Genomic DNA, 12,923 nt, shown 5'->3' on the forward strand with positions numbered 1-12,923 from the left:
TTGTTTTCCCGCGTGAGCCGCCATAGTATCCCTACCCGCTCCCGGACATTCGCCACCGGGAACCCCAAGCGCGCACCACCACAAACGCACCAGTCTCACCTCTGCGTGTGCCGTATCCCCTGTCGAAGCCGGGCACGATACTCGTACAAACGGCTCAAGCCGGTGCGCTCCACACCGCCCAAACCCTCACGCATGAGCTGAGGCAGCACGGATTTCCGCACCACAACCCCCGCGGGATTCAGTCCCCGGGTGGCTTCGGCGGCAACACCGGGCAGAGCCGAGTCGGGTACCACAACAACCACAGCGGTAAACGTTATCCCCAACTCCCGGGCGAGACGCCGCGTGTTTTTTGCAAGCGACGCCACAACCCTTTCGTTATCGTCAAGTCCCTCACCCCGCAACTCGTCACGCACCAGCCGCACCTCACTCCCCCAGTCCCGCGAGTCCATCGCAAAAATACCGGAAGGACCCAACACCACGTGATCAATCACGCCACTACCCGCGGCAACGTCGTGCCAGACGGTAAATCCCATTCCCAAAGCGGACAGCACCTGTGCGGTGCCCTCGGCCGCCTGAGCGCTCGCGAAGAGGCGGCGCGCACGCAGCGGTGCCGACCGGATCACCTGCGACTCATAGACAGACTCCTCGGTAAGCTCATACCCTAGGCGACGGGCCAGCAGGTTTCCCTCCTCCGTTTCCGCCCACCGAAGCATCCACGAGGTGTATCGAAAGTAACCCTCCCCAGCGGGGAAACCGAATGAGCGTGCGCGTAACCCCTCCGCCCCGCCGGACTCCCGTGACGCGGCACGCTCCGTAGCGAAGCCAAGACCGCTATCGTAAGCCCTGCGACTCTGCTCGTCCCCCACCAGCCGCCACGCCGCCTGAACCGCGCGAAACCGTTCTGCCGAGCCCCCAACATCCGGATGCGTTGTCCTGAGAGCCACACGATAGGCGCGCCGCAATTCCTCGGCTGAGGCCGTGGCCAGAACCCCCAGCACCTCGTACGGTGTTGCGGAAGCGGCATCGGTTATCGTGTTCCGATGCTCTTCCATAGCTTCCTTTCCGGGCTCAGTTGCGTGTATCCCTATCTATCGTTTCACACCATCGTTCAAAATTTTGGAGTAGCATCCACCTCGTTAGCGCAAAACGGCACTGTTTCCTTATTACCCCGTGTGTCTTTAGCTTTTGCAACGATCGAGGGGAAAACATAAGCTCAACACGAAACACCACCTAATATTTACCGCAAGGACCTGAACATGACCGATCAGCCCAACTGGAACTTTGAGACCAAACAGATACACTCCGGCGCAAAGCCCGACCCCACCACCAATGCACGGGCGACACCGATCTATCAGACCACCTCGTACGTCTTTAACGACTCGGATCACGCAAAGAACCTCTTTGCGCTCGCCGAAGCGGGAAATATCTACACCCGCATTCAAAACCCCACACAAAACGTCGTGGAGGAGCGAGTCACCGCACTTGAGGGTGGCAGCGGGGCTCTGCTTGTAGCTTCGGGGCAGGCCGCCGAAACCTATGCGGTTCTGAATATCGCCCGGGCGGGTGACCACATCGTCTCCTCCAGTTCAATCTACGGTGGTACCTACAACCTTTTTAAATACACTCTTGCCCGGCTGGGTATCGAGGCCACTTTTGTGGAGAACCAGGATGATGCAGACGAGTGGCGTCGAGCAATCCGCCCCAACACCAAGCTTTTCTTTGCAGAAACAATCGGAAACCCCAAGATCAATATTCTTGATATCGAGAAGGTCGCTCGGGTGGCACACTCTGCGGGCCTTCCCCTCATCGTAGACAACACCATCGCAACCCCCTACCTCATTCGCCCGCTTGAGCACGGCGCCGACATCGTGGTCCATTCCGCCACCAAGTTCCTCGGCGGTCATGGAACCACCGTGGGTGGTGTTATTGTCGACGGTGGAAAGTTCGAGTGGTCCAAACACGTTTCACGATTCCCCGAACTCACCGAACCAGATCCCTCCTATCACGGCGTAAGCTACACGGGGGTTCACGGCGATAGTGTGGCCTACATCATCAAGGCGCGCGTACAGCTACTCCGCGACCTGGGGGCGGCAATCGCACCGACCAGCGCCTGGCAGCTCATCCAGGGAATCGAAACCCTCTCGCTCCGTATCGAGCGACACGTTCAAAACGCGCAGGAGATAGCCGAGTGGTTGGATGAGCACCCCGACATCGCCAGCGTCAACTACTCGGGACTGCCCGGAAGCCCCTGGTACGAGGCCGCTGGCAAGTACGCGCCCAAGGGAGTCGGAGCCGTGCTGAGCTTCGAGCTTAAGGGGGGTGTTAACGCCGGTCGCGCCCTGGTCGATAACCTCAGCCTTTTCAGCCACCTGGCAAACATTGGTGATGTGCGCAGCCTCGTCATACACCCGGCCTCCACCACGCACTCCCAGCTCACCCCAGAGCAGCAGCTCACCACCGGTGTCACACCCGGATTGGTGCGACTCTCGGTCGGCATCGAAAACGTCGCCGATCTTAAGGCCGACCTGGAACACGGCCTCGCGGCAGCCCGAAAGGTGGTAGCGGCAGAACGCTCTAACATCTAGATACTCCAGCGACTTAGTATTAGTGTGTTATCCAACGGAACCAACTTTAAAAGGGTGTGAGCATCATGGAAACACAGTTGCGAAGAGGAGAACGGTGGAACGGACTTCCGCTTGTAGCCACAGTTTTTACCGGAATTAACGCTCTTATCCTCCTGCTCGTTGCCTTCGGCAATATCACCGACTACAACACAAACTGGAGTTTTGTTCACGGCGTCTTGGGAATGGAAACCACAAATTTCGGGCAGAACCCCGGTGTTGACCTGGATCCGAATGTGATGTGGCACGCGATTAACTACCAGCCCCTGCAGGTTGCCGCATACGTTGGAATTATTGTGGCTGAAACTACCGCAGCCGTGATTCTTATTATTGCAACCCTCAAGTGGTTACGCGGATTCGGAAAAGACACGTTCCGTTCAGCGCGTAATTGGTCAAACGTAGGACTCCTGCTAGTTATCCTTATCTTTGGTGCCGGCTTTATTGCGATTGGCGGCGAATGGTTCCAGATGTGGCGCTCCACGACCGAAAACGGACTCGACTCAGCCCTGCGCTACCTGACCGTGGCGTCCTTTGCCCTGGTCTTTGTCAACCTACCTTCGGAACGCTGGGGGCAAACACCGCAGGGATAGCCGGAACGGACCACACCGCCTTAGTACCAGGGTAGGATTTCTTTTTAAGCGCGCTCAGGTGTAATTGAGAGCATGAAAAAGTTAGTCACCGCATCCTTGGGAACCGGTTTAGTATTATTCCTATCCGTTTGCACCCAGGGGATATCTATCGCTGCCCAGGGGTCTTCTCCAGAAAGGTCTCAGACTGTTTGGAACGATTGTTCGGCACTCAAGAAAGATGTACAGGACATGTTTCAGCTTATCGGCCTCCCCTCGCCGCTCGAGAACGTCTCTGATCGTTTTCAATGCGCTGAGGTAGAGGTTCCCCTAAACTATGAGGATCCAAACGGTAAGAAAGTCTCGATTGCGATAAGCAGGATTCAAGCGCAGGGCCCCGAGCAGGGTGTTATCTTTACCAACCCCGGCGGCCCGGGCTTGGAGGGACGTACACTACCACGAGCTATCGAAGCGAGCGCAATGGCTGACATTACGCGCACGCACACCCTCGTGGGAATAGACGTGCGGGGCACAGGCGGTAGCACTTCGGTGACCTGTAATTCGCTTCATAACCTTGACATCCCTGAGATTGCCGATTTTGATCAGGCCGCCGCCTCTGCATTTAGTGAGACTATTGCACGGGCCAATATCGACTGTGTTGCTGAGGATCCCGATTTTTTTAGCGCGTTGACCACTCAGAACGCTGCGCGGGATATGAACACGATCCGCGAGGCGATGGGATTAGATAAGGTGAGTTATTTCGGAGTCTCGTGGGGAACTGAGTTAGGCATTGAGTTCCGTTCTCAATTTCCGCAACACATCGAGCGGATGCTTCTGGACAGTGTTACCGACATCTCAGGGGACGCTCGATCGTCGCTGGACGATATTGCTCAAGCACGGGAAGCCTTTGAAGCCCATAAAACTAACGATTCTCCCGGGTTTGCACTACCAGACTATAAGATCTTTGATCCGGTGACCCGGTCGACGATCACCTGCAATGCCTATTCCGATGCTTCAGACGCGCAACAACAGTGGAGAGACTATTTAAGGCGCGCTCAAGAATTTCCCCGCACCGGATCATCCCGTCCTCCACACCCTCTGAGCTCAGCCGTTGCCGGGGTGTCAGCGTGCACCGGATGGCCGCATAAACCCCGTAATATCTCTGCCCGCTACTCTCACGGTTCGCTCCAGCTTGTGGGCCACCTAAAAGAAACGGTCACCCCGGCAGTGTGGACGCAGCGGGCCCAGCAGAAAATTGGTGGTCATCTTTTTATGATCGATAACGGGGCACACGGGTCACTCAGCTCGGGGCCTCACGCGCAGAAAGCGGTGGAGTATCTGCAAACGGGAAAAATCTTCGTGAATCCATAGCGTAACTCCAACAGGCAGCGCATTCGTAACAATCCACTCCGACGCGGAGGAATCTGCAAGAATCAAGACATGGATTGGCAAACTCACGAAGACTCCTCCCCCTCGGAGATTATTACGAATGCGCAGATCCGTTCACTACTTGGCAAGCCGGCACCATCGGGAGCCTGGCGCGACGGTGATCCGATTGGGAACCGACAATTTGTTGATATTGGCGATATCGTCACCGAACACGGCGATACCATTCCCCACACACGCATCAGCTACGAAACTTTTGGCACACTCACCCCGAGCAGGGACAACGCAATTTTGGTGCTCCACGCGCTCACCGGCGATAGTCACCTGAGCGGTCCTGCCGGTGCGGGCCACCACACCAACGGCTGGTGGAACAACCTGGTCGGGCCGGGCCGGGCCCTCGACACCAATAAATGGTTTATCGTTGCCCCCAACATTCTTGGGGGCTGTCAGGGAAGCACCGGGCCGGCATCTCTCGCACCCGATAGTGCTGAATGGGGCGCCCGATTCCCCTACCTCACAATACGCGACCAGGTGGCCGCTCAACTCGCCTTTACCCAAGCTATAAAGATTGATACGTGGGCCGCCGTCATCGGGGGTTCCATGGGCGGAATGCACGCCCTTGAGTGGGGCGCACAGCATGCTTCTCTCGTGCAGCGCCTAGCCGTCATCGCCGCGCCTCCCGCTACTACGGCGGATCAGATCGCTGTGAACCTGGTACAGCTGGAGGCCATCACCTCTGACCCCGCTTTTCGAGACGGCCGTTACTATAATGCGGGCGACGGTAACGGTCCACACCAGGGACTCGCCCTCGCTCGCAGGATAGCGCTGCTCAATTATCGGAGTCCCACGGAGCTTAACGACCGTTTCAGTCGTTCCTGGCAGAGCACTCTGAGCCCTCTCGGCGAAGGCGGACGGTTTGCCGTAGAGTCTTACCTTGACTTTCACGGCAATAAATTTACTCGACGCTTTGACGCTAACAGCTACATCACGCTGGTAAACGCCATGAACTCCCACGACGTGGGGCGAGGGCGGGGTGGTGTTGCGCGGGCCCTCTCCCAGATCACTATGCCCACCCTCGTCTTGGGGATTCCAAGCGATAGACTCTTCCCCATTGAGGGGCAGCAGACCATCGCGTCGGGGGTGCCCGGAAATATTGACGGTAAGGTGCCCGCCCTGCTCAACTCCGAGTTTGGTCACGACGGTTTCCTCATCGAGTCCGAGCCCGTGTCTGGCCACCTATCTAGACTTCTCGATCTCTAGGGCATGTTTTAGCTAAACCTCAGGTAGCTCACACCCTCCTTTCACCTGTTGTGAGTACGCTGAGGCTCAAGGGTTCGTCACCGGATCCCCGCACGACAAGAACCATGAAATTTTAGAGCCACTGGAGGAACAGCATGGCAAAGCGCCTACGTGTCTCTCTTTTTATGATTCTTACTATGGTGGGGGCAGTGCTGATCGCGTTTATCGTTGGATCAGTGATCTTTATCTCAAACCTCACCCTCTTCTCTGATGACGGCTCTCCGTCAGTTCAGAGCCCCGGCCCACAAATTGTTGCCGAGGGCCAGAAGACCCTGAGGGTCCCCGAGTCCGTCCCCTACTCTCTGAGCGGAACCTCGCTGGATGTTGTAATCAGCGCACGCGGATCCTATAGCGAACGACAGGTCACACTCGACGTATCCGCCACGGGGACAATCGCGGTAACGGATGATGTTCTCACCACCGCCTCGCTAGAGCTCAAAACACTCAACTACCCCGCACTCAGCTTCACCCTCACCGAACCCTGCTACCTGAGCCGCGACAACAGCGTTGCATACGGCACGCTCAGCGTTGCCGGACACGCTCAGCCCGCAGAAATCACCATCAACGCTTCCTTCACAGAGGGCACCGGTATTGTCTCGGGAAGTCTTGAAGTCACACCCGACCTCTTTACCGGCATCCCGGTACTCAAAGATATTCCCCCGAGTACCCTTTCCTTTACACTGGATGCCACGGAAGTCACCGCTAACCCGCTAGGGCAAGGCTACCCTGCTCGATGAGGCACTGTGTAGCGCTGTCGAATTAGCTAAACCTGCCGCGCCGAGTGATGTCGTGAACCTCGCCCACAAGCTCCTCCACAACATCCTCAAGGAAAAGCACTCCGGTGGTTGAGCCCGCGGAGTTAAATACCCTCGCGAGGTGCGCGCCGTTCTGCTGCATCTTTGCGAGGGCGTCTTCGAGGTCTGCCCCCGCAAAAAGCGAGACCATTCGACGGATTCGCTTGGACGGGATAGGTTCATCATGCTCGTCTTCGTTGAGGTCGATCACGTCTTTAAGGTGAACATACCCCTGAGGTTCACCGGCATTATCCACCAGCACATAACGTGAGAAGCCGTGCTTGGTCACGGCGGCCTCAACGTCGGCTGGGGTAGCGGTCACTTCAGAAAGAGTGACAAGGTTTTCGAGAGGAACTGCCACGTCTTTCACCGTCTTGGTGGTGAACTCAAAGGCCGCGACAAGTGCCCCCGTGCTGTCTTCTAATACCCCCTCCCGGGTGGAGTGATCCACTATTGTGGCAACTTCCTCAAGCGTGAACGTGCTCGTGGCCTCGCTCTTGGGCTCAACCCGAAACCAGCGCAGCACACCGTTTGCAACTGCGTTGAGAAACACAATCACAGGCTTCACCAGATTTGCAACGAATACGAGCGGCGGAGCCAGCAGCAGCACCGCCCTGTCGGGCAGTGAGAATGACATGTTTTTGGGAATCATCTCACCGAAAACCACGTGCAGATAGGATACCGAGGCCAGGGCAATAATAAAGGCAATTGCCGAGACCACCTCGGGGGACCACCCGGTGAACTCCAGAGGTACAGCCAGGAGATGATGAATCGCGGGTTCCGAAACGTTCAGGATGAGCAGCGAACACACCGTAATGCCCAGCTGACAGGTGGCGAGCATAAGGGTCGCGTGCTCCATGGCAAAGAGCGCCGTCTTTGCCCGTTTTTTGCCCTGATCGGCAAGCGGCTCGATCTGTGAGCGGCGAGCAGAGATCACGGCAAACTCGGCGGCAACAAAAAATGCGTTGGCCGCCAGCAGCACAAAAAGCCATGCGATTCCGGCCCAATCATTCATGATCGCTTACCTCCTTCCCAGAGTCCGGGGTAAATTTGAGACGATCGATGCGACGTCCATCCATACGCTCAACCCTCAGAACTCCCTCAGGCAGTACGACAGTGTCGCCCACGGCCGGAATACGCCCCAGCTCGCTCACCACAAATCCGGCAACCGTTTCAAAGGGCCCCTCATCAGGAACCCGCACACCGGTTTGATCAAAAAGCTCATCGGGCCGGAGAGATGCGGGGAAGGTGAGGTAGCTTCCGTTCTGGACGATGCTCGCGCGGGCACGGTCGTGCTCGTCATCAACTTCGCCGATGAGCTCCTCCACCAGGTCCTCAAGTGTTGCAACCCCCGCCGTTCCACCGTACTCGTCAACAACAACCGCCATCTGATAGCCTCGCCCGCGCAGTTCTTCGAGCAGAACGTCGAGCTTCATGGTTTCGGGAACACGCAGCACGCTCCCCTGAAGCGCTCCCGTGGGAACCTCCGAGCGTTTTTCCCGTGGTAACGCAATAACCTGTTTCACGTGGACGATACCCACCACATCGTCATAATCGGCATCGATCACCGGAAAACGAGAGAATCCCGTTTTACGCGCGGCCTGCAGCACGCTCTCGGCGGGATCATCCCGCCGCACAACAATCAGACGCGGACGGGGGGTCATCACATCGGCTGCGGTGTGCTCACTGAATCTCAGGGTGCGGCTCAGCAACGTTGCGGTATCGTCCTCAAGCAGTCCGGCCATCGCGGAGCGTCGCACCAAAGATGAGAGCTCTTCGGCCGAGCGCGCGGCAGAGAGCTCCTCTTTCGGCTCAATCCCCAGCATCCGCAAAACGACATTGGCACTGTTATTCAGAAGCATAATGACGGGTTTAAAAACCACCGTAAAGGCGATCTGAAAAGAGACCACCTTTTTTGCCGCGCTTAAAGGCCTGGCCAGAGCAAAATTCTTGGGAATAAGCTCGCCCACAATCATCGAGAGAAGGGTGGCAAACAGGATTCCCACGGTCGCAGAAACCGGACGCAGGAAAGCCTCGGGAAGCCCCAGGGTGGTAAGGGGCTGCGCAAGGAGTCGACTGATGGCAGGTTCCATGGTGTATCCGGTGAGCAACGTGGTCAGGGTAATGCCCAATTGCGCACTCGACAGATGAGTTGAGGTGATCTTGAGGGCGGAAATGGTTTTTTCCAGCCCTTCCTCTCCTCGCCCCTGACGGGCTTCAAGTTCAGCTCGGTCAAGATTTACCAGCGCAAACTCGGAAGCAACAAAAAATCCGGTTCCGACGGTGAGCACCAAACCTATACCGAGCAGAAGTAAGTCAATTAGCACCGGTCACACCACTCTCTCGTGAAATTAGAGGAGGAGGCTGTGTAACCGGTCTATGAGAAGGAGGGTCGTCCATAAGTAGAACTAGTATACCGGGATGTTTCCTGAATGGAAGCCCTCGAAACCGTACCCAAAGATAATTCAATAAAACTCCATCAACTCCCGTAAGAAACAGACCAGCTCGCTCATCCCCTCTGCGGGGTTCATAGTTTCCCCCGTACATTCTGCGTCAGCACAGACGCCGTACGCGCCTCCCGAACGCTGGGCGGTACAAGAAACACAACCAACAAAACAAAAGGAGACTCTGTGCAGTCACACGGCAAACGCTGGGCGGTTCGTACCGCCACCGCGATGTTGACAGCGGGCGCAATGCTCACTCTCGGCATGACCGGTTTGGCCTCGGCGGCTGAACCATCAACCATTGACCCGACTAAATTCGGCTCTATAAATATCCACAAGTACGGGTTTGACGAGTACAATCAGCTACCACCCAACCTGAGCAACGGTACCGAACTTGCGCCCGGCGACCTCAACGGCCTGCTCCCAATGAGCGGCGTAACCTTCCAGGTGCAGCAGGTTCAGGGTGTTGACCTGACCACAAACGCGGGCTGGAATTCCCTTCCGGGACGTACCCCCACAAACCCGGGCGGCGCTCTGGGAGCACCAATCTCGCAAACAACCAACGCAACCGGTGACGCTGTTTTTAGTAACCTGCCGCTGGGCCTGTATCTGGTGACCGAAACAATGTATCCCGCAGGATACGTTCCTGCTGACCCCTTCCTGGTCACAATACCGATGACCCATCCCACCAACCTCAACGAGTGGATGTACAACGTTCACGTCTACCCCAAAAACTTCAATGCGGACGGGCCCGACAAAATCGTTGAAGATGGGGGCGCGACCAAGGTTGGTGACACCATCTCCTGGACTATCTCGGGTAAAATTCCCCCGAGTCAGACACTAGACGGTTATCGCATCGTTGATCCGCTTGACGAGCGCCTCGAATACGTGAGCACCGAGGTATCTTTCAAAAACAGTGCGACCCCCCTCATCGAGGGAGTGGACTACGAGCTGGTCACCGATAACAGCCAGGGGTTTGATGTCTTTGGTCCGGGTACCAACGTTGTTGTCACCTTTCTTCCCGCCGGACTCGCCAAGCTTGCCGCAAACAACCAAGATGAAATCCTAGTCACGATAAGCACCATTGTTCTTGAGGTCGGCGACATCGAGAACACCGCGATCATCTACCCCAACCTGCCCAGCTTTGATATCAAGCCGGGCACCCCCGGCTGGCCCGGAGACGAGGTTGACCCGGACAACCCTCCAGGGCCCGGTGGACCCGGTATCACCCCCAACCCTCCGGTGACCAAGTTCAACGGAATCACCATCAACAAGGTTGATGCATCCGACAACGGCCGACTGATTGCGGGAGCTGAGTTCCAGGTCTTCACCTCTGAGGCTGATGCGCGGGCTCTCACCAATCCAATCAGTATCAACGGTACCGATACCTGGATAACCGACAACAACGGCGTAGCCTCCATCTCGGGTCTTCGTGTCTCACGCTGGGCAAACGGAGGCCCTGTTGCCCCCGGAGAGACCGGGTACCGGCTCTACTGGCTTGCCGAGGTTAAGGCTCCCTCCGGTTACGAGCTGCTGGCAGCCCCCATCTCGTTTGAGGTTCTCTCAACTGCGGATACCCAGGTGCCGCTGATTGTCCAGAACTCACCCTCAAACGGTGGTTTCACACTGCCCTTTACCGGTTCGGTTATCAGCGCACTCCTGTTCTATGGTGCGGGGACCGTCATCCTTCTGGGTGTGGCGCTCATGGTGATCCGTTCACGTCGTAAGGCTGCGGCGGAGATCCTGTAGTCTCTGCACTTTCCCTATACAGCGCGGGGAACCGCCCAACGGTTCCCCGCGCTTCTCGTCTTTTAATCTCAGGAGGTGAGATGCTACCCCCACAGCCCACACTTTCACGACCCAAACACGGTCGCACCCATCGCCGCACCGTCGCCCCCTCCAGATTACAGAGCCGCAGTCCCCTGTGGCAGCGTATCTCTCTTCTTCTTGCAACTATTCTTGGCCTCTCTGTAACGCTCTACCCCACGGCCGCCACCTGGTTCACCGATACTGCGCAGGGAGGCACCCTCGACGCTTTTGCAAACCTCGCGGAGCATCTTCCGAATGATGAAAAACAGCGCATCCTTGACGCGGCTCACGACTACAACGAGTCTCTCCCCCAGGGAGAACTCCGTGATCCCTACAGTCTCCCAAACAATACTTCTTCCCCCTCCAGCGATGTAACAGACGACTACTTTAAACAGTTAAACCTGGAGGGCATCGATGTGATGGCCCGCGTTCGTATCCCCTCTATTAACGTGGACATACCCACCTACCACGGAACCAGCATGGAGACCCTCGACCGCGGTTCCGGGCATATTCTGGGTTCCTCGCTACCCGTTGGAGGAGAGGGCACCCACTCGGTCATTACCGCCCATGCGGGTCTCCCCCACGCCCGCATGTTCACAGATCTCCCCCGGGTTAAAAAGGGTGAGACCTTCAGCGTGACCGTTCTTGACGAGGTTCTCACCTATCGAGTTGACCAGATCACCGTTGTTGAACCCCACGACATTAGCAACCTGACCATTACGCCGGGCAAAGACTACCTCACCCTCATTACGTGCACACCGCTACACATTAATAGCCATCGCCTTCTTATTCGCGGCGAGCGCATCCCCACCCCCGTGGGTGATCCGCAGCTTGTTTCTGCTCAGTACCAGAGCGCTTTTCCCTGGTGGATTCTTATTTTTGTGGGACTCTCCGCCGGTGCCGCGGTTCTCCTCTTTACTCCCGCACGAAGCGCGAAGAAACCGGCAAAGCCAGCAGCACAGCAAAAACTCTCCGCAGGGAATCAGGCCTCGGTGGAAGAACTCCTGGGTCAGTTATGACACAGCTTTCCCCGAGTGGCTAGGGGAATCCATAGAATTTTTTCTAGAAGAGCCACCCCCACGCCGTTGCGGAAGCCGAGAGGCAATCTGCTGGGTCACGGTCAGCACCTCACCACAGCTCGGACATCCCAGGGTGTGCGCGCTAAATCGGGTACGGTCACGATGCCCCAGGCGATTGCGTTCGTACGCACCCATCCGGTCCATTGACCATCGACATTCTGATTGTGTCCTGGCTGTATATGCGCTCAGCCCCCAGACGTGTGCCTGGATCCAGGCTTCCCGGAGACCCTCGCGCGCCCGAAAAACCAATTGCGAAACAGCGTTAGCACTCATGCCCATTCTTATAGCAATCTCTGAAATCGTAAGCCCCTCAACCTCGCTGTAGAGTAAAATCTCCTGCCAGCGTTCAGTGAGTGATTGGTAAGACCATAACGCCCTCTCGTGCATGATTGAGTCGGATTGTGAGGGGGTTGCCGCCACCAACTCAACAACCCAGCGGTCATCCGCTTGCGTAAATTCTCGCCGAGAGCGCACCCACTCCGCTGCAAGATTACGAATCGTCACGAAGAGATACGATCGAAAGTCTCCCGTTGGCCCGCCGCCGGCTCTGATACGTTCAAAAACTCTCATGAAGGCTTCGGCAACCACGTCTTCTGCATCAGTTGCGGAGACAAAGGATCTTGCAGCCCTGGCGGCGAACTCAGAGTGCCGTATCCAGAGAAGAGAAAAAGAGCTATTGCCCCCCCCCCCCCCCCCGCTGGAATTGAGGTGGGACGAATCGGATTGAGCTGCACTAATAAGCTCATAATCGGATCGTTCATCACAACACATCGAATTATTGGCACACAAACTTGAATCTTGCCGCATAGATTCCCCTAACGCGTCGGCTATTCACCCGCACTTTACGGTTTGCCAGGTTTCTGCCGACGGTCTGTGCACACCAGCACAATAAAATCACCCAGAAAAACGGTGACGCGCTGGCCCC

General features: G+C 56.8%; 11 protein-coding genes. 7 read left to right on the plus strand and 4 right to left on the minus strand.

Going from position 1 to position 12,923, the window contains the following annotated elements; all coding sequences use genetic code 11:
- Positions 1 to 95 precede the first annotated feature (95 nt).
- Positions 96 to 1,052 (minus strand): DnaJ domain-containing protein, encoded by a 957-nt coding sequence (locus FrondiHNR_RS10785; protein WP_279352770.1) that lies wholly within the window; start codon positions 1,050 to 1,052, stop codon positions 96 to 98.
- Positions 1,053 to 1,256: 204 nt separating this feature from the next.
- On the opposite strand from FrondiHNR_RS10785, the gene FrondiHNR_RS10790 reads away from it, so the two are divergent.
- From FrondiHNR_RS10790 to FrondiHNR_RS10810, 5 genes are all read left to right on the plus strand, one after another.
- Positions 1,257 to 2,585: a bifunctional o-acetylhomoserine/o-acetylserine sulfhydrylase gene (locus tag FrondiHNR_RS10790; protein WP_279352771.1), complete on the plus strand. Its 1,329-nt coding sequence runs from the start codon at positions 1,257 to 1,259 to the stop codon at positions 2,583 to 2,585.
- Between the two features lie 65 nt (positions 2,586 to 2,650).
- Complete coding sequence (locus FrondiHNR_RS10795) at positions 2,651 to 3,211, plus strand: DUF2165 domain-containing protein (protein ID WP_279352772.1); 561 nt, start codon at positions 2,651 to 2,653, stop codon at positions 3,209 to 3,211.
- Between the two features lie 228 nt (positions 3,212 to 3,439).
- The gene (locus FrondiHNR_RS10800; RefSeq protein ID WP_279352773.1) at positions 3,440 to 4,558 is read left to right on the plus strand and encodes an alpha/beta fold hydrolase; all 1,119 of its coding nucleotides are present in this window, start codon (positions 3,440 to 3,442) and stop codon (positions 4,556 to 4,558) included.
- A gap of 69 nt (positions 4,559 to 4,627) precedes the next feature.
- Positions 4,628 to 5,833 (plus strand): homoserine O-acetyltransferase, encoded by a 1,206-nt coding sequence (locus FrondiHNR_RS10805; RefSeq protein WP_279352774.1) that lies wholly within the window; start codon positions 4,628 to 4,630, stop codon positions 5,831 to 5,833.
- Between the two features lie 134 nt (positions 5,834 to 5,967).
- A complete protein-coding gene (locus tag FrondiHNR_RS10810; RefSeq protein ID WP_279352775.1) occupies positions 5,968 to 6,609 on the plus strand; it encodes a hypothetical protein in 642 nt (213 codons plus the stop codon).
- 22 nt (positions 6,610 to 6,631) lie between these two features.
- Here FrondiHNR_RS10810 and FrondiHNR_RS10815 read toward each other — a convergent pair whose 3' ends face one another.
- Both FrondiHNR_RS10815 and FrondiHNR_RS10820 read right to left on the minus strand, forming a co-directional pair.
- Positions 6,632 to 7,681, minus strand: a complete 1,050-nt coding sequence (locus FrondiHNR_RS10815; RefSeq protein WP_279352776.1) for a hemolysin family protein — start codon at positions 7,679 to 7,681, stop codon at positions 6,632 to 6,634.
- Positions 7,674 to 8,987, minus strand: coding sequence for a hemolysin family protein (locus tag FrondiHNR_RS10820; RefSeq protein WP_279354540.1), 1,314 nt, complete (start codon positions 8,985 to 8,987; stop codon positions 7,674 to 7,676). The genes FrondiHNR_RS10815 and FrondiHNR_RS10820 overlap by 8 nt, the downstream gene beginning before the upstream one ends.
- A 309-nt stretch (positions 8,988 to 9,296) precedes the next feature.
- Between FrondiHNR_RS10820 and FrondiHNR_RS10825 the strand changes: the two genes are divergently transcribed.
- A complete protein-coding gene (locus tag FrondiHNR_RS10825; RefSeq protein WP_279352777.1) occupies positions 9,297 to 10,859 on the plus strand; it encodes a SpaH/EbpB family LPXTG-anchored major pilin in 1,563 nt (520 codons plus the stop codon).
- Between the two features lie 80 nt (positions 10,860 to 10,939).
- Positions 10,940 to 11,938: a class C sortase gene (locus tag FrondiHNR_RS10830; protein ID WP_279352778.1), complete on the plus strand. Its 999-nt coding sequence runs from the start codon at positions 10,940 to 10,942 to the stop codon at positions 11,936 to 11,938.
- On the opposite strand, the gene FrondiHNR_RS10835 is transcribed toward FrondiHNR_RS10830, so the two are convergent.
- The gene (locus tag FrondiHNR_RS10835; RefSeq protein ID WP_347567101.1) at positions 11,933 to 12,805 is read right to left on the minus strand and encodes a sigma-70 family RNA polymerase sigma factor; all 873 of its coding nucleotides are present in this window, start codon (positions 12,803 to 12,805) and stop codon (positions 11,933 to 11,935) included. The genes FrondiHNR_RS10830 and FrondiHNR_RS10835 overlap by 6 nt on opposite strands.
- Positions 12,806 to 12,923 lie beyond the last annotated feature (118 nt).

The organism is Lysinibacter sp. HNR (assembly GCF_029760935.1).
Classification (GTDB): Bacteria; Actinomycetota; Actinomycetes; order Actinomycetales; family Microbacteriaceae; genus HNR.